General features: G+C 74.9%; 14 protein-coding genes. 9 read left to right on the top strand and 5 right to left on the bottom strand.

All coding sequences use genetic code 11. The features are described from left to right. The coding region (locus tag ACZDWJ_RS15540; protein WP_463522281.1) for a DUF4031 domain-containing protein at positions 1-254 on the bottom strand (254 nt) is incomplete at its 3' end. Between the two features lie 60 nt (positions 255-314). On the opposite strand from ACZDWJ_RS15540, the gene ACZDWJ_RS15535 reads away from it, so the two are divergent. Continuing rightward, positions 315-686: a hypothetical protein gene (locus ACZDWJ_RS15535; protein ID WP_463522279.1), complete on the top strand. Its 372-nt coding sequence runs from the start codon at positions 315-317 to the stop codon at positions 684-686. A 19-nt stretch (positions 687-705) separates the two neighbouring features. Here the strand turns inward: ACZDWJ_RS15535 and ACZDWJ_RS15530 are convergent, their stop codons facing one another. Continuing rightward, on the bottom strand, positions 706-1,422 hold the full coding sequence (locus tag ACZDWJ_RS15530; RefSeq protein ID WP_463522277.1) for a GntR family transcriptional regulator: 717 nt from the start codon (positions 1,420-1,422) through the stop codon (positions 706-708). Positions 1,423-1,559: 137 nt separating this feature from the next. Between ACZDWJ_RS15530 and ACZDWJ_RS15525 the strand changes: the two genes are divergently transcribed. Both ACZDWJ_RS15525 and ACZDWJ_RS15520 read left to right on the top strand, forming a co-directional pair. Further along, positions 1,560-1,997: an SRPBCC family protein gene (locus ACZDWJ_RS15525; RefSeq protein WP_463522275.1), complete on the top strand. Its 438-nt coding sequence runs from the start codon at positions 1,560-1,562 to the stop codon at positions 1,995-1,997. Positions 1,998-2,044: 47 nt separating this feature from the next. Next, positions 2,045-2,665: an alpha-ketoglutarate-dependent dioxygenase AlkB gene (locus tag ACZDWJ_RS15520; RefSeq protein ID WP_463522273.1), complete on the top strand. Its 621-nt coding sequence runs from the start codon at positions 2,045-2,047 to the stop codon at positions 2,663-2,665. Positions 2,666-2,675: 10 nt separating this feature from the next. Here ACZDWJ_RS15520 and ACZDWJ_RS15515 read toward each other — a convergent pair whose 3' ends face one another. Next, the gene (locus ACZDWJ_RS15515; RefSeq protein ID WP_463522271.1) at positions 2,676-3,233 is read right to left on the bottom strand and encodes a LemA family protein; all 558 of its coding nucleotides are present in this window, start codon (positions 3,231-3,233) and stop codon (positions 2,676-2,678) included. 121 nt (positions 3,234-3,354) lie between these two features. Here ACZDWJ_RS15515 and ACZDWJ_RS15510 point away from each other — a divergent pair, with 121 nt between their 5' ends. From ACZDWJ_RS15510 to ACZDWJ_RS15485, 6 genes are all read left to right on the top strand, one after another. Continuing rightward, the gene (locus tag ACZDWJ_RS15510) at positions 3,355-4,677 is read left to right on the top strand and encodes an MFS transporter (RefSeq protein ID WP_463522269.1); all 1,323 of its coding nucleotides are present in this window, start codon (positions 3,355-3,357) and stop codon (positions 4,675-4,677) included. A 135-nt stretch (positions 4,678-4,812) separates the two neighbouring features. After that, a complete protein-coding gene (gene idi / locus ACZDWJ_RS15505; protein WP_463522267.1) occupies positions 4,813-5,421 on the top strand; it encodes an isopentenyl-diphosphate Delta-isomerase in 609 nt (202 codons plus the stop codon). After that, a complete protein-coding gene (locus tag ACZDWJ_RS15500; RefSeq protein WP_463522265.1) occupies positions 5,418-6,512 on the top strand; it encodes a polyprenyl synthetase family protein in 1,095 nt (364 codons plus the stop codon). Before idi ends, ACZDWJ_RS15500 begins: the two co-directional genes overlap by 4 nt. Continuing rightward, complete coding sequence (locus ACZDWJ_RS15495) at positions 6,509-8,038, top strand: phytoene desaturase family protein (RefSeq protein ID WP_463522263.1); 1,530 nt, start codon at positions 6,509-6,511, stop codon at positions 8,036-8,038. The genes ACZDWJ_RS15500 and ACZDWJ_RS15495 overlap by 4 nt, the downstream gene beginning before the upstream one ends. Then, complete coding sequence (locus tag ACZDWJ_RS15490; RefSeq protein WP_463522261.1) at positions 8,038-9,951, top strand: DUF5914 domain-containing protein; 1,914 nt, start codon at positions 8,038-8,040, stop codon at positions 9,949-9,951. Before ACZDWJ_RS15495 ends, ACZDWJ_RS15490 begins: the two co-directional genes overlap by 1 nt. A gap of 241 nt (positions 9,952-10,192) precedes the next feature. Further along, entirely contained in the window at positions 10,193-11,497 is a 1,305-nt protein-coding gene (locus tag ACZDWJ_RS15485; RefSeq protein WP_463522259.1) for an HNH endonuclease signature motif containing protein, read from the top strand. A gap of 89 nt (positions 11,498-11,586) precedes the next feature. On the opposite strand, the gene ACZDWJ_RS15480 is transcribed toward ACZDWJ_RS15485, so the two are convergent. Continuing rightward, positions 11,587-14,082, bottom strand: a complete 2,496-nt coding sequence (locus ACZDWJ_RS15480; protein ID WP_463522257.1) for a hypothetical protein — start codon at positions 14,080-14,082, stop codon at positions 11,587-11,589. Positions 14,083-14,174: 92 nt separating this feature from the next. Then, entirely contained in the window at positions 14,175-15,962 is a 1,788-nt protein-coding gene (locus ACZDWJ_RS15475; RefSeq protein WP_463522255.1) for a redoxin domain-containing protein, read from the bottom strand. Positions 15,963-16,014 lie beyond the last annotated feature (52 nt).

Here is a 16,014-nt window from a genome sequence, read left to right as displayed (position 1 = left end):
CGGGGTCCGCGGCGGCGCAGGCCGGCCGCGGCCAGCCGGGCCACCAGCTCGCGGCTGCGCACCGGCGTCGCGCCGGCGGCCACCAGCGCGTCGTAGTGCTCGGCCGGGACGTCGTAGTGATCGCGGTCGAACCCGCGCTCCGGGACGCCGGCGGCGCGGGCGAAGGCGTGCAGCTCCTCGTAGGAGACGTCGCTGACCAGGTGCGACCACATCCGGCCGTGGCCGGGCACCTGGGGCGGGTCGATGAGGATCACCGCCCGATCATCCCGCGCGGCGCCCGCGGCCCGGCGTCCGGGCTTGGCCGGGCGTGTTGGATGGGCCACGTGGACGCCACCGTGCTGATGGAGGCCCGCGCCCGGGTGCTGCGGGACCTGCAGGCGCGCGCGCTCGCGACCGCCGTCGCGGTCTCGGCGCTGGAGGAGGCCGTCTCCTCGCGCAGCTGGTGGGTCGACCATTGGCCCGCGGGCGTGGAGTACCTCGCCGGGCTGATCGCCCAGGACGTCCAGGACACCCTCTCCGAGAGCGTCGGCCGCTGGCCGCTGTGCCACCTGTGCGACGGCCCCGCCCACAGCCTCTACATCACCCCGGACCTCGGCGGCCCCGACCCGCAGTGGGTGTGCGAGGAGAGCGGACGCCTCGTGGCGCCGCTGGGCCACCTGGGCGGCATCCGCTCCGTCGAGGGCTGAGCGCGCGCGGGGCGTCGGCTCACTCCGAGCCGAGCTGCACCCAGAGCGTGAAGCGGTCGGCCCGGTAGACCGAGCGGGACACCTCGAGCACCTTCTCGCCCGCCAGCGCGCGGCGCGAGTGACGCAGCACGGCGGCCCCGGAGTCGAGCCCGAGGTGGCCGGCCTCCTCGGCCGTGCAGACGTCGGCGGAGATGGAGTCCTCGGCCCAGGCCGGACGCAGGCCGCGGGCCTCGAAGGAGTCGTAGAGGCTGGTCGGCAGCGCGGACTGCAGGAAGCCGGGCAGCAGGATCTCGTTGAGGTAGGCGTCCTCGAGGCACATCGGCTGGTCGTCGGCCAGGCGCAGACGGCGCCAGTGGATGACGGCGTCGCCCTCGGTGAGGTTGAGGGCCCGGGCGACGCCGGGACCCGCCTGCTCGCGGCGCGCCAGGAGGGTCTGGGACTCCGCCACGAGGCCGCGGCGCTGCATCTCCTCGGTGAACCCGATGATCCGGCTCGCCGACCGACGCGGACGCGCGACGAAGGTGCCGCGGCCGGGGATGCGCTCGAGCAGCCCCTCCACGACGAGGGCGTCCATCGCCTGCCGGACGGTCATGCGCGCGACCCCGAACTGGTGCACCAGCTCGCGCTCGGACGGGGCCGGGGCCCCGGGCGCGCTGCCGGTCACCAACGACCGCACGTACTCGCGCACCTGGACGTGCTTGAGCGTGCGGCCATCGGGGGACATGACCTTCTCCACGGGGACGAGATTAAGGATTCCTTCATGGCCACGTCAGGCGAACCGCGATAGTCGCGGGCTCGAACGGCTCACACGACGGATCCGTGACCCACCGGTCGGGTGATCGCGCTGGATCCGTGGCGGCCTAGGTTCGAGGCATGCACGTGGAGCGCACCTTCATCGTCCCGGTCCCCGTCGAGCGGGTCTACGACTACCTGCTCGACTTCTCCCGCACCGAGCAGTGGGACCCCGGCACGGTCTCGACCCGACGCCTCGACGGCGACCTCGGCGTCGGCACGCGCTACGCCAACGTCTCGGAGTTCATGGGCCGCCAGGTCGAGCTGACCTACACCACCGCGGTCGCCGAGCGGCCGCACCGCCTGGAGTTCCGCGGCGAGAACCGCTCCTCGAACAGCCGCGACATCCTCGTCCTGCGCCCCGTCGACGAGGCGTCCACCGAGATCCACTACCGCGCGGAGTTCCGCTTCCACGGGATCACGCGGCTGCTCGCGCCGCTCGTGGTGCCGCGCAAGCTGCCCGCGCTCGCCGACGAGACCGTCGAGCAGCTCACCGCCGCGCTGGTCCGACACGCCTGAGCATCTCTTCTCGAACGCATGTTCGAGAAGAGGCGTAGACTGGGGTCATGGACTTCCAGGGCTCGCTCTTCTCCGAGGTCGAGGACGTCGATTTGCTCACCCGCCTCGCCGGTCGTGAGCGGCACGTCCTGGCCCACGGCGCGTGGGTCGACGTCGTCCGCTCCTTCCTGCCCGAGCCCGACGCCGTCCTCGACGCCCTGGTGCACCGGGTGCCGTGGCGCCAGGAGCGCCGGGCGATGTACGACCGGGTCGTCGACGTGCCCCGCCTGGTGCACACCTACGGCGAGGGCGAGGCGCTCCCCCACCCGCGCCTGGTGGAGGCGCGCGAGGCGCTGAGCCGGCACTACCGCCCCGAGCTCGGCGAGCCGTTCCGCACCGCCGGGTGCTGCTTCTACCGCTCCGGCGAGGACTCCGTGGCCTGGCACGGCGACACCATCGGCCGCGGCTCCACCGAGGACACCATGGTCGCCATCGTCTCCGTGGGCGACCCCCGCCGCCTGCACCTGCGGCCGCGCGGCGGCGGCGCGTCGCTGGCCTTCGAGACCGGCCACGGCGACCTGCTCGTCATGGGCGGCAGCGCCCAGCGCACCTGGGAGCACGCCGTCCTCAAGGTGGCGCACGCCGGTCCGCGGATCTCGGTGCAGCTCCGTCCGCGCGGGGTCTTCTGAGGGGAGCGCCTCAGAACGAGACGGCGGGCGGGGCCTCCTGGCCGGCCGGGGCGTCGTAGAACTCCCGGCGCGCGACGCCGGCCGGGCCCACCAGCAGCATCCAGGGGAACGTCACGATCAGGCGGTTCAGCCGGCCCGCGGCGTCGTTGTAGTAGGTGCGGGCGTAGGCGATCTGGTCCTCGGTCTCGGCCAGCTGGCGCTGGAGCTCGACGAAGCTCTGGTTGGCCTGGAGGGCGGGGTAGGCCTCCGCGACGACCCGCAGGCGCCCCAGGGCGCCCTGGAGCGCGGCGTCGGCCGAGGCCTTGGCCCGCACGTCGGCGTCGGCCGTGGCGGCCTGGACGCCGGCCCGGGCGCGGGTGACGTCCTCGAGCACGGTGCGCTCGTGGGCGGCGTAGCCCTTGACGGTCTCGACGAGGTTCGGGACGAGATCCGCGCGGCGGGTGAGCTGGACGTCGATGCCGCTGAGCGCCTCCTGGGCGCCGACCTCGAGGCTGCGCAGGCGGTTGAAGCCCAGGACGCCGACGACCGCCAGCGCGGCGAGGACGACCAGGACGACGATGAGGATCACGGGAGGCCTCTCGGGACGCTGCAGGACGAGGGGGTCGGTCCCCATCATGCCGCGCGGGGCGTCGGGGCGGGGCGGGAAACCGAGGTGCCGATGTCGGCGGGCGGTGCGAGACTCCCCGACGATGTCCTCCGAGCCCGCCGCGCCGCCCGCACCGCCGTCCCGACCACCGCTGAGCGCCTTCTGGCACGACCTCCCCCGCGAGGGCCGGCTGCTGCTCTCGGTGGTGGTGCTGGAGTTCGTGGGCACCGGGCTCGTGCTGCCGTTCTCGGTCGTCTACCTCCACGAGGTCCGCGGCATCGCCCTGCCCACGGTGGGCCTGCTGCTGGCGGTGCCCTCGCTCATCGGCCTGGTGGCCAGCGCCCCCGGCGGCATCGCCATCGACCGGCTCGGCCCGCGTCGGGTGCTGATCACCTCGCTGGTGCTGATGATCGCCGCCGACGTCGTGCTCGCCTCGGCCACGAGCGCGCCCGTCGCGGCGGCCGCGCTCACCCTCAACGGCCTGGCCGGCGGGCTGTCGTTCCCGGCCTTCTCCAGCTTCATCGCCGACGTCGTGCCCAGCGGCATCCGACAGCGCTACTTCGGCATCAACTTCAGCCTGCTCAACCTGGGCATCGGCCTCGGCGGCGTCCTCGGCGGCCTGCTCGTCGACGTGCGCCGTCCGGCGACCTTCCAGGCCATCTACCTCCTCGACGCGCTCAGCTTCGTGCCCGCCCTCGTGCTGCTCATCGTCCCGTTGCGCCGCGTCGGCAACCCGCGACCGCACGTGATCGCGGGCCACCCCGACCATCCCGACCACCCCGACCGGCCGGCCACCGCGCTGCGCACCCTGGGCTATCGCGCGGTGCTGCGCGAGCCGGCCATGGCCTCGCTCATGGTGCTGGTCTTCCTCACCGCCTTCGTCGGCTACGCCCAGCTCAACACCGGCATGCCGGCCTTCGCGCGCGCGGTCAGCGAGGTCTCCACCCGCGACGTCGGCCTGGCCTTCGCCGCGAACACCCTCGTGATCGTGCTCCTGCAGCTGCTGGTGCTGCAGCGCATCGAGGGGCGCCGACGCACCCGCGTCATCGTGGTCTTCGCCGCGATCTGGGCCACCGCGTGGATGCTGCTCGGCGTCTCGGGCCTGCTGCCCGGAGGCGTGGGCGCGACGGTGCTGGTGACGGCCTGCGCGGCGGTCTTCGGGCTCGGCGAGACCCTGCTGCAGCCCACGATCCCGGCCCTGGTCAACGACCTCGCGCCCGACCACCTCCGCGGGCGCTACAACGCGCTCCCCTCGGGGGTCTTCCAGCTCGCGGCGATCGTCGCGCCGCCCGTGGCCGGCCTGATGATCGGCCGCGGCCTGCCGGAGGCGTGGATCGCGATGCTGGTGGCCGGCTGCGTGCTCAGCGCCGCCTGGGCGGTGCTGCGCCTGGAGCCCGTGCTGCCGGCGTCGGTCAACGGCCGCTGACGCGGTGCGTTGCCCGGGCCCCACCCGATCGGGTCGGCACGGATCGATCCGCCTGCGTACGTTGAGGATCACCGCCACACCGAGCACGCCCACCGAGAGAGGCCGCGCATGGTGCCGAGCCCAGCCATACCCCACGTGTCTGAGGCCCTGACCGACCCGGACGGCAGCGCGGCCGACCTGGTCGTCCTGCTCGACGAGCACGACCGTCCCACCGGCGTCGCGCCTCGTCTGGAGGTGCACACCGACGACACCCCGCTGCACCTGGCCTTCTCCCTCTACCTCCTCGACGACGACGGCCGCGTGCTGCTGACCCGCCGCGCGCTGGGCAAGCGCACCTGGCCGGGCACCTGGACCAACGCGTGCTGCGGTCACCCGCGCCCCGACGAGCCGATGCTCGACGCCGTGCGTCGTCGCGTGGGCGAGGAGCTCGGGCTCGCGGTGCCCGAGCCCCGCGTCGTGCTCCCCGACTTCCGCTACCGCGCCGTCGACGTCAGCGGCGTCGTCGAGCACGAGGTGTGCCCGGTGCATCTGGCGCAGGTGCCCTCGGGCACCGTCCTGGCCGCCGACCCCGACGAGGTCGGCGACCACGCCTGGGTGGCCTGGCCGCAGGTGCGCGCGCTCGTCGCGGCCGCACCGGCGCTGGTGAGCCCGTGGATGGCCCTGCAGGTGCAGGCCCTCGGCGAGCGGCACGGCGACGACCTGCGCGGCGCCCTCGACACCGCGAGCACCGGGGATCGACGATGACCGCCGATCCGCTCGCCCTCACCCCCGCCGACCCCGCGGTCGCGCTGGCGGCCGTCGAGGAGGTCCTCGACGAGCGGCTGCACGCCCTCGCCACGCAGTGGCGGCACCTCGCCGAGCACGGCGTCGGCGGCGACCCCGTGCTCGGGGTGCACGACGTCCCCGGCCTGCTCGCCGATCTGGTGCACGCCGGCGGCAAGCGCTTCCGTCCCCTGCTGTGCCACTGGGGCTTCGTGGCCGCCGGCGGGCTCGACCCCCGCGAGGTGGCGCCGCTGGGCGCGGCCCTGGAGCTCCTGCACGTCTTCGGCCTGGCCCAGGACGACGTCATGGACGCCTCCACCACGCGCCGCGGCCGCCCGGCCGTCCACGTGCGCGCCACCGAGGCTCACCACGCCAGCGGCGGCCGCGACGACGCCGCGCGCTACGGCGAGTCGGTGGCCGTGCTCGTCGGCGACCTCGCCCACGTCGAGGCCGACGCGCTCGTGGCCGGCCTGCCCGACGCCGTGCGCGCCGAGTGGTGGCTCACCTGCGTCGAGCTGGTGCGCGGCCAGGTGCGCGACCTCGCCGGCGCCGCCCGCGGCGGCGGACCCGACGCCCTGGCCCGCGCCTGGGAGGTCGCCCGCGCGAAGTCCGGCGCCTACACCGTCGAGCGGCCGCTGCGCCTGGGCGCGCTGGCCGCCGGCGCCGGCCCGGAGACGCTGCAGGCGCTCTCGGCCTACGGTCGGGCGCTGGGCGAGGCCTTCGCCCTGCGCGACGACCTCCTCGGGGTGTTCGGCGACCCCGCCCTCACGGGCAAGCCCGCCGGCGACGACCTGCGCGAGAGCAAGGCCACCGTGCTGCTGGCCCTGCTCGAGGAGCGGCTCCCGGCCGCCGATCTCGGAGCCCTGACGCGCATCCGCAGCCACGCTCACCAGGAGGACGACGTGCGCACCGTGACCGCTCAGCTGGAGGACCTCGGCGTGCGCGCCGAGGCCGAGGCGCTCATCGCGCAGGCCCACGCTCGCGCCCTGACCGCCCTCGACGACGCCGTCGCGCCGGCCGCGCGCGCCGGCCTGACCGTCGTCGCCGACCAGGTCGCCTGGAGAGACCGATGAGCCGCGTCGTCGTCATCGGGGCCGGCCTCGCCGGCCTCGCCACCGCCTGTCACCTCAGCGGCTCGGGCCACGAGATCGTCCTCGTCGAGCGCGAGACGATCCCCGGCGGCCGCGGCGGCCGCATCCACGACCAGGGCTACACCTTCGACACCGGGCCCACCGTGCTCACGATGCGCGGGCTGATCGACGACGTCATCAGCGCCGCCGGCGGCGACCTCGACGCCCTGCTGCCGATGCGCCTGCTCGACCCCGGCTACCGCGCCAAGTACTCCGACGGCTCGGAGATCCTCGTGCGCCACGGCCACGAGAACATGCGCGAGGAGATCCGCCAGAAGTCCGGCGCGCGCGACGCCGCCGCCTTCGACGACTTCGTGGGCTGGCTGCGTCGGCTCTACGACGTCGAGATGCCGCACTTCATCGACGCCAACTTCGACTCTCCGCTCGACCTGCTCTCCTCCCCCGCCGCTGCGGCGCGGCTGGTGGGCATGGGCGGCTTCGGCCGGCTCGGCCCGGCGGTGGCCCGCCGCTTCGAGGACGACCGCCTGCGTCGCCTCTTCACCTTCCAGGCCATGTACGCCGGCCTCCCGCCGAGCTCGGCCCTCTCGCTGTACGCCGTGATCACCTACATGGACTGCATCGAGGGCGTCTGGTTCCCCGACGGCGGCATGGGCGCGGTCCCGGTGGCGATGGCCAAGGCGGCCGAGGACGCCGGCGTCGACGTTCGCTACGGCGCCACGGTCTCGCGGCTGCTGCGCCGCAACGACGGCGCGGTGGCCGGCGTCGAGATCGACGGCTCCGAGCGCATCGCCGCCGACGCCGTCGTGTGCACCCTCGACCTGCCGGTCGCCTACCGCCACCTGCTGCCCGAGCTGAAGGCGCCCCGCGTCGTGCGCAAGGGGCAGTACTCCCCCTCGGCGGTCGTGTGGCACGTCGGCGCGCGCGGGGAGCTGCCCGCCGGCACCCACCACCACAACATCCACTTCGCCGACGCCTGGGACTCCTCCTTCGACGCCCTCATCAAGCAGGGCCGGATGATGCCCGACCCCTCGCGCCTGGTCACCGTGCCGACGATGAGCGACCCGTCGCTGGCCCCCGAGGGCGGCCACGTGCTCTACGTGCTGGAGCCCGCGCCGAACCTCGACGGCGTCGTCGACTGGAAGACCCAGCGCGGCCGCAGCCGCGAGGAGCTCCAGCGGTTCCTCGAGACCGAGGGCTACCCCACCGACATCGTCGCCGAGGAGCTCGTCGACCCGCTCGACTGGGAGCGCCAGGGCATGGAGCGCGGCACCCCGTTCGCGCTGGCCCACACGTTCCTGCAGACCGGGCCGTTCCGGCCCAAGAACGTCGAGAAGCGGGTGCCGGGCCTGTTCTTCGCCGGCTCCGGCACCACGCCGGGCGTCGGCGTCCCGATGGTGCTGGTCTCCGGCAAGCTCGCCGCCCAGCGCGTCCTCGACCACCTGCCCTCCGACGCGCTCGGCGTCCGCCGACGCGGTCGTGAGCGGCGGTCGAGCGGGGCGGTGGCCTGATGGCCACGCTCGCCGAGCCGGTCGCCGACCCGCACCTCCTCGAGGGGTACCGCCGCTGCGCGGAGCTGACCCGCCAGCACGGCACCACGTACTTCTGGGGAGCGGCGATCCTGCCGCGCGAGCAGCGGCGTCACGTGCACGCCGTCTACGCCCTGTGCCGGCTCGCCGACGACATCGTCGACGCCCCCGGCGCCACGATGGCGCCCTCGGCGGCGGCCACCGAGGCGGCGCTGCGCGACTTCCAGCACCGGTTCGTCGACGCCGTCCACGCCGGCGGCAGCGACGACCCCGTGCTGGCGGCCGTCGCCACCACCGTGGGCGCCACCGGCATCGACGCCGAGTGCTTCGAGCGGTTCTTCGACGCCATGGCCCAGGACCTCACCGTCGACCACTACCCCACGTGGGACGACCTCCTGGGCTACATGGAGGGCTCCGCGGCGGTCATCGGCGAGATGATGCTGCCGGTGCTGCAGCCGCTCTCGCCGCAGGCCAAGGAGCCCGCGCGGGCGCTCGGCCTGGCCTTCCAGCTCACCAACTTCCTGCGCGACGTCGACGAGGACCTCGACCGCGGCCGGGTCTACCTGCCGCAGGAGGACCTCGAGCGCTTCGGCGCCGACCCCTTCGAGCGGCGCGTCGACCCCGCCTGGCGGGCGCTCATGCGCTTCGAGCTCGAGCGCAACCGCGAGCTGTACCGCGAGGCCGACGCCGGTCTCGCGCTGCTGCCCGACGCCTCGCGTCGCTGCGTCGGCACCGCGCAGCGGCTCTACGCCGGCATCCTCGACCGCATCGAGGCCGCCGACTACGACGTCTTCACCTCCCGCGCCCGGGTGCCCACCTGGCGCAAGGCGGCGCTGGCCGCCGTCGCCCTCGGCGGCGCCGCGGCGCACCTCGCGCCCACGCGCGCCCCGGCCGTCGAGCCGCCGGCCGCCGTCCCCGGCCAGCTGCACGAGCGCATCCCGCTGGCGCTGCGGCCGATGCCCTCGCGCGACCGACTCGAGCCGTCGTGGCGCGACGCGAAGCCCGCGCGCATCCGCGCCGCGCTCGACGTCGCCCTGGCCCGCGACCCCGGCGGCTGGTACTGCGTCGGCGCCTCCACCGACCTGCGCGACACCTCGATCGTGCGTCACGTCGGCGGCCAGGAGGTCGCCCTGTGGCGCACCTCCACCGGCGTCCACGCCGCCCCTGGCTCCTGCCCCCACCTCGGCGCGCTGCTCACCGACTGCGAGGTGCTCGGCGACCGTCTCCACTGCCGCTGGCACGGCATGCCGCTCGACGAGCAGGGCGTCCCCGGCTGGCAGCCCTTCACCGCCCACGACGACGGCGTCCTGCTGTGGGTGCGCATCCCCACCGCCGGCGAGGTCACCTCCGAGGCGCCCCGCCTGCCGGTGCGTCCCGCCCTCGGTCGCTCGGTCTCGGCGGTCGTCGCCGTCCCCGGCACCTGCGAGCCGCGCGACATCATCGCCAACCGCCTCGACCCCTGGCACGGCTCGTGGTTCCACCCCTACGCCTTCAGCCACCTCACCGTCGACGAGGCCGCCAGCGACGACGAGGTGCTCACCGTCGACGTCACCTTCCGCGTCAGCCGCCGCCTCGGCGTCCCGGTGCGCGCTGAGTTCACCTGCCCCGACGCCCGCACGATCGTCATGACGATCACCGAGGGCGAGGGCGCCGGCAGCGTCGTCGAGACCCACGCGACGCCGCTCGGCCTCGACGCCGCCGGCCGGCCGCGCACGATGATGGTCGAGGCCACCATCGCCACCTCCGAGCGCACCGGCTTCGCCGTCGCCCGCCACGTCGCGCCACTCCTGCGCCCGGCCATGCGGAGCACCGCGCGGCGGCTGTGGGTCGACGACATGGTGTACGCCGAGCGGTCGTGGCTGCTGCGCTCGCGAGGGGAGTCGTACGGGGTCTGAGGCTGGGGCGGCGAGACTCTCGCCGGGCTCTCGCTGGGCGTCCTCGCCGTCGGTGGCCTGCTGGTCCGCTTCACGTTGAAAGGCACACCGAGGAGAGCGGGGCTCGGGGGTGCCGCGTCGGTGCGCCGCCGCCCGTGGTCGCGCGCCGCCCCGGTGGTCGAGCCTGTCGAGACCCCCGCACCCGCCCGGATCCCTGTGCACAGGCGCTCGTCTTCGAACTGGTGTTCGGATAGAATGAGGCATGGCCACACGGAAGCCCCGTCTCCTGCGCGACAGCGACGTCCTGCGCGCTGCGATGCAGGCCAGGTCCGTGGCTGACGACGCCGAGCGTGAGGTCTTCCAGATCGCTGCTGACTGGGCGATCACCCACACCGTTGCGGACGAGATGGACGCCGCGTTCCTCGTGGGCACGCACTGCGAGGTGTCGATCGCCGGCCCGGGTGCGCCGATGGTCTCGGAGTACTGCTGCGACGAGATCGCCGCCGCGCTGGGCATGTCGACTGACTCCGGGCGCTACTACGTCGGCCACGCCCTCGAGGGCTGCACCCGGCTCCCGCGCCTGTGGACCCGCCTCGTCGAGGGCGAGGTGACCGTCGCCCAGGTGCGTCGGATCACCGAGCACACGATGGTGCTCTCCTTCGACGCCGCCGCTCGCGCGGATCAGCTCCTCGCCGCCTATGCGCACTCCGTCGGGCGTCGGGCGATCGAGAACGCGATCAACCTCGCCGAGCAGCAGGTCGACCCCGATCTCGCGGCCCTGCGCCAGCGGCTGGCTCGTGACGACCGGCGCTTCGACGTGGCCGTCGACCAGCCGAGTCTGGACGGCACCGTCGACGTGCACGGCCGGATGGACCGCGAGGACGCGATCGACCTCGACGCCGCCCTCGCCGAGCTGGCCCACCAGGCCCTCGCGCTCGGCTCGACCGACTCCCTCGACGCGCGGCGTGCGTGGGCCGCTGGCCAGCTCGGGCGCCAGCACCTGGACCTCGCCGAGTCGGTGGTCGAGCCTGTCGAGACCCCAGCGCCCGCCCGTCGCCGCGAGACGATCCTCTACGTCCACCTCTCCGCCGACGCCCTCGGCGACATCGGCCCCATCGCCACCCTCGAGGCCACCCGCTCCCCGCTCCTCCTCGACGCCGTCAAGAGCTGGTGCCCAGGCTCGTCGAAGGTGACGATCCGGCCCGTCCTCGACCTGGCGGCCGAGCGGCACTGCGAGTCCTACGAGGCCGCACAACTCCTCCGCGAGCAGGTCATCGTCCGGGACCGCACCTGCGTCTTCCCCCACTGCCGCCGCCCCGCGAGGCGTGCGGACCTGGACCACATCAACCCGTTCGACTCCGGCGGCCCGACGTCATCCTGGAACCTCGCGTGCCTGTGTCGACATCACCATCGCTCCAAGACCCATTCAGGCTGGCGCTACCGGCCCGACCCCGACCATCCAGGCCACCACCTCTGGACCAGTCCCACCGGCGTCCACTTCCGGCGAGGCCCCACCGGCACCGTCCAACTCCCGTTGGTCGAGCCTGCCGAGACCCCCACACCCTGACGCCACCAGCACGAGCTCCAGCACCCTCAGCCCGCGACCGACAGCCGGTCCCGGGCTCGAGGTGCGTCCCGGGTTCGAACGGCCCGGCCCTAGCGCGGCAGGTAGGTGCGTGCGGTCGCCTTGGCGTCGCGGCAGCCGGTGCGTCGTGCGGTGACGACCGCCTCGATCCGCTTCCCGCGCATCGCGGAGGTCAGCGTCAGGGAGCGGGCGCGGATGCCGGTGAACCGTCCCCCGACGTACCACGAGACGACGTAGCTGCTCGGCTGCGGCGACCAGCGGCCCACGGACGCGGTGAGGCGTCGTCCGACAGTGCGAGTGCCGGAGATCGACGGCGCCGTGAGGAGGGACGGTGCGGCTCCCTCCCGGACGCTGCTGGACGCCGACAGCGCCTCGCCGGGGCGGACCTCGACGTAGGGCGTGGCCCGGACCCGGAGGCTGAGGCGCCGTCCCAGCGCCGCGGCCGGGACGCGCAGCGTCGAGCGGGTCGCGCCGGTGAGCGCGCGTCCGTCGAGCAGCCACTGGTAGGAGAAGCGGGCCGGCACCGCGGACCAGTCGCCGCGAGCCGCGCTGACGGTCTCGCCGGCGCGCACGGAGCCGACGATGCGCGGCGGGGTGAAGGACAGCATCGCGCCGGTGTCGTCGGTGCGGCGCAGCTCGCTGACGCCGTCAGGGCCCTCGCCGAGGACGACGACGGTGCGTGTCCCCGAGCCCGGGCACAGCATGCTGTGGAACAGCAGCGACGAGGTGCAGCCGGCCGCGCTGGCGGCGGCCAGCTGCACGCTGCCTCCGGAGCGGCGCAGGACGTGCAGCTGCTGGCCGGTCGTGGCGGTCACGGTCGCGCACGCCGCGCGGCGCTCGCCCTGCAGCCGCAGCGTGAGGCCGTTGCCCAGGCCGGCAGGCAGGGCGGGGCACTCGACGGCCCCCTCGCGCAGGAAGGCGACGGTGTAGCGCGGGGCGGAGTCGGCGTCGACGAGGGCACGGAAGGGGGCCGGCCCGTCGAGGCGGCAGGTGGTAAGGGCCTCGCCGCCGGAGGTGCTCGCGCACACGCCGCGACCCTCGGCGTCGACGATGAGGACCGAGGCCTGGGCCCCGCCCGGCTGGAGGGCGTCGGCGATCTGGATGGTGCGTCCCCCGCTCGAGCCGACCGGCAGCACGCTGCAATCCAGCCGGCCGAGGGTGCGCTCGCCGCTGCGGGTGCTCAGGTCGTCGCCCTGGGGGAGGCAGCCCTCGGACGAGCCGAGGTCGTGGAAGGTGGTGCGCTGGTCGGTGCCGAGGACGTCGGTGATCAGCGTGTAGCGGCCGTCGCTCGGCAGGGTGCACAGCGGCGCCCCGTCGCCGCCCGCGCACACCGACTGCAGCGCGGGGTCGTAGAGCGCGTCCTCGTGCTGCTCGTCGGCGGCGGTGGCGTGGGAGGCGAGCCAGATGCGCTCTCCGGCCCGACCGTCGAGCTGGCGGCAGCCGATGCCCGGGTGGCGGTCGGCCGGGGTGATGCCGAACGGTGCGGCGGCGATGACGGGGCAGCCGGAGCCGGCGGCGAGGGAGCGGGCGACGACGTCGTACCCGACGCCCGTGGAGGAGCCGCTCTCCCCGCGCAGCCGCGAGAGCATCCGGAAGGGCGCCGCGCCGCGCAGCGTGCAGCCGAGGCCGTCGACGGTGGGCGGGCACGCGAGCGTGCCGGTGGCGTCGACGATCTGTGTCGTCACCCGGTCGCCGGACCGTCCCTCGTCGAGGGTGCGGCCCGCGAGCACGAGGGGAGTGCCCGCCGGGGCGTCGAGCCGGCGGCAGGTCACCTGCTGACGGCTCCGGGTGGCGATCCGCTGCGGCGCCTCGAGCCAGGACGTCGGGGCGACGGCGTCGCAGCGTCCCGCCTCCAGCACGTCGGTGACCGACGCGTCGAAGGGGAGCGCCCCCGGGTCGAGATCGTCGCGGTTGGCCAGGACGAGCACGTACGTGCCCGCCTGCGGGGCCCGGCACGGCTGGTCGTCGCTGCTGGAGCAGGCGACCTGCGCGTCGTCGCGGTAGAGCGTCCAGCCGATCGCGCTGTTCAGCGACTCCACCTGCACCAGGTGGGTGGACGCCGCCAGCTCGAGCCGGCGACAGGTGAGCTGGAAGGGCTGCAGGCGGCCGAGGAACAGGCGCGGCGCGCTGCCGAGGGTCGAGGTCGGCGCGAGCCCGCAGCCTGCGGCGTCGTCGACGCGCAGGACGTCGACGGAGTAGGGCGCGGTCGTGCCCGCGCGGGAGCGCACCAGGATCCGCAGGTCGCTGCGATCCGGCACGACGCACGGTCCGGACCCGGCCAGTCGGCACTGGACGGCGCCGTCGGGATCGACGAGCGTGACCTCCGGCGCCGCGGGACCGCCGTCGGCGCTCGCGACGAGGGTCAGGCCCGCGGCCTGCGACGGAAGGCTCCAGCAGGTGGTCTCGTCGGCGGACAGGGTGCCGCTGATCGGCTGGCCGACGCGCAGCGAGTCCAGCGAGAGCGCCCCGCAGGACGCCGCGCGAGCCTGGGCGGGAGCGGGCGTCATCCCCAGCAGACCGGCGAGTCCGGCGAGCACGATGAGGAGGGCGGTGAGGCGGCGTGGCATGGCGTGTCTTTCCGGAGTCCCGAGTGGTCGAGCGCTTCGTACCACGGGAGCGCCGGCCACCGCCGGTGAACAGGCGACCGGGAGCTGAACGTCTACTCGAACGCGAACCCCCACAGCCGCACCCCGGGCGAGGGCAGCAGGCGGACGGTGCGGTCGGAGGCGGCGTCGGAGGTGGCCAGGCGCAGCAGGCCGCCGGGGCCGCGGACGGCGATGGTGCGGAAGCCGTCCTCGGAGACGACGCTGATGAAGCCCTCGCCGGTGACGACCGCCTCGACGTTGCTGGCGCGATAGCGCAGGCGCAGGATGCTGGCCGGAGAGGTGGCGCGCAGGGAGTCGCGGCGGACGTCCCAGCTGCCCTGGAGGCCGTAGGTGCTCAGCGGCTGGGCGCCGGGGAGCGGCTGGTAGCGGCTGACCTCGGTGGAGAGGTAGCGCGGCACCCCGGCGTAGCCGGCCTGGCCGGGGAAGAGTCGGATCGCGGACGTGCGGCCGATCAGCGCCATCGCGGGCTCGACGAGCAGCTGCGGGCCAGGGAGGTCGGCATCGCGTCCCTCCTCGGTGAGCAGGGTGCGCAGCCCGCGCTCGAGGGTCTCCAGCCCACCGGCGCCGAAGGCGATCGCGCGGACGGTGCCGCGGGCGTCGATGAGGTAGTGGGCCGGCCAGACCTGCGAGCGGTAGGCGTCGAAGGTCTCGCTGTCGGTGTCGAGCGCCACCGGGTAGCTGACGCTGCTGCGGGCGAGCATCCGCTCGACGACCTCGCGCGTCTCCAGCGGGTACTCCGCGGTGTGCACGCCGATGAACGAGGCCTGCGGGTAGGCGTCGGCCAGTCGCTGGGTGCGCGCGAGGTCGCGCACGCAGGTCAGGCAGGTGGCGGAGAAGAGCGTGAGGATGGTGGGACGGCCGCGGAGCCGGGGCGGGGTGTCGCCGACGAGGTTGATCCAGCCCTCGAAGCGGATCTTCGGCGCCGTTCCGCACGAGGCCAGCAGCACCGAGCCCGGCACGCATCGTGAGAGAGCCCGGTTCTCGGGATCGGTGAACGGCACCAGTCGCCCGCTGCCCCCGAGGGCGGTGTAGGACTCGGTCGCCCCCGGCGAGCGGCTCGTGCCCGGCGAGGAGCCCGCGGACGCCGGTGCGGCGACGGGCGCGGGCAGCCGTCCGACGTGCGGTGCGAGCGGCACGACGACGGTCAGCACGAGACCCGCGACGAGCGCGACCGCGCCCGCACGCCGCAGGTCGGGGCCGACGCGCGGGCGGGGAGCGAGCACCAGCCCGCCGGCCAGGGCGGCGGCGAGCACCACCGCGGGGACGACGACCCGCGCGTCGGAGGACGCGGCGTCGGGGGTGAGGGCAGCCAGCACGGGGCCGGCGACGGGCAGGGCGGCCAGCCCGGCGAGCAGGGTCGGCACGAGCGGCGACGCGGGGTCCTCCGAGCGCCGGGGCAGCACGGTGGCCACGGCGCTCCGGGCGCGGGCGCCGAGGGCGGGCGCGACGAGCAGCAGCCCGGTGACGGCGATCGCGATCCCGCCGAGCACCCGCAGCGACGACGTCGGCAGGCCGGCGACGTCGAGCAGTCGCGGCCCGAGCAGCTCGGCCGTCGCGAGCACCACGCCTGCGCCCAGCGGGGCGAGCGCCGGGGTGAGGTCGGGGAGGCGTCGGGCCGGGCGCTCGCGCTCCGGCCCGGAGTCGAGCACGTCGAGGACGACGACGCGCGGCGCGTCGGCAGGGTCGTCGGCGTCGCCAGGGTCTGTGGGCTCCTCGGCGGCACGGGCCACCACCGGCCGAGCGTCGAGGACCGCGCGCAGCGGCCGCACGAGCAGCAGGTGCAGTCCGACGCCGAGCAGCACCCCCACGAGGAGCGCGATCGGCACGGCCAGCACGACCACGGCATCCTCCTCGGATCTCGGTGCGGCGACGTCGAGGGGTTCGGTGCGCCCA

Source organism: Nocardioides sp. B129/18, from assembly GCF_055282735.1.
Note: the sequence above shows the minus strand (reverse complement) of the source record. Positions and strands in the feature narration are given on the sequence as shown.

Bases quoted from the DNA above. Each gene is read 5' to 3' on its own strand.
- ACZDWJ_RS15500 (WP_463522265.1), top strand. From the start codon at position 5,418: ATGACCGCCGATCCGCTCGCCCTCACCCCCGCCGACCCCGCGGTCGCG.
- ACZDWJ_RS15535 (WP_463522279.1), top strand. From the start codon at position 315: ATGGGCCACGTGGACGCCACCGTGCTGATGGAGGCCCGCGCCCGGGTG.
- ACZDWJ_RS15480 (WP_463522257.1), bottom strand. From the start codon at position 14,082: ATGCCACGCCGCCTCACCGCCCTCCTCATCGTGCTCGCCGGACTCGCC.
- ACZDWJ_RS15485 (WP_463522259.1), top strand. From the start codon at position 10,193: ATGGCCACACGGAAGCCCCGTCTCCTGCGCGACAGCGACGTCCTGCGC.
- ACZDWJ_RS15495 (WP_463522263.1), top strand. From the start codon at position 6,509: ATGAGCCGCGTCGTCGTCATCGGGGCCGGCCTCGCCGGCCTCGCCACC.
- ACZDWJ_RS15525 (WP_463522275.1), top strand. From the start codon at position 1,560: ATGCACGTGGAGCGCACCTTCATCGTCCCGGTCCCCGTCGAGCGGGTC.
- ACZDWJ_RS15510 (WP_463522269.1), top strand. From the start codon at position 3,355: ATGTCCTCCGAGCCCGCCGCGCCGCCCGCACCGCCGTCCCGACCACCG.
- ACZDWJ_RS15520 (WP_463522273.1), top strand. From the start codon at position 2,045: ATGGACTTCCAGGGCTCGCTCTTCTCCGAGGTCGAGGACGTCGATTTG.
- ACZDWJ_RS15490 (WP_463522261.1), top strand. From the start codon at position 8,038: ATGGCCACGCTCGCCGAGCCGGTCGCCGACCCGCACCTCCTCGAGGGG.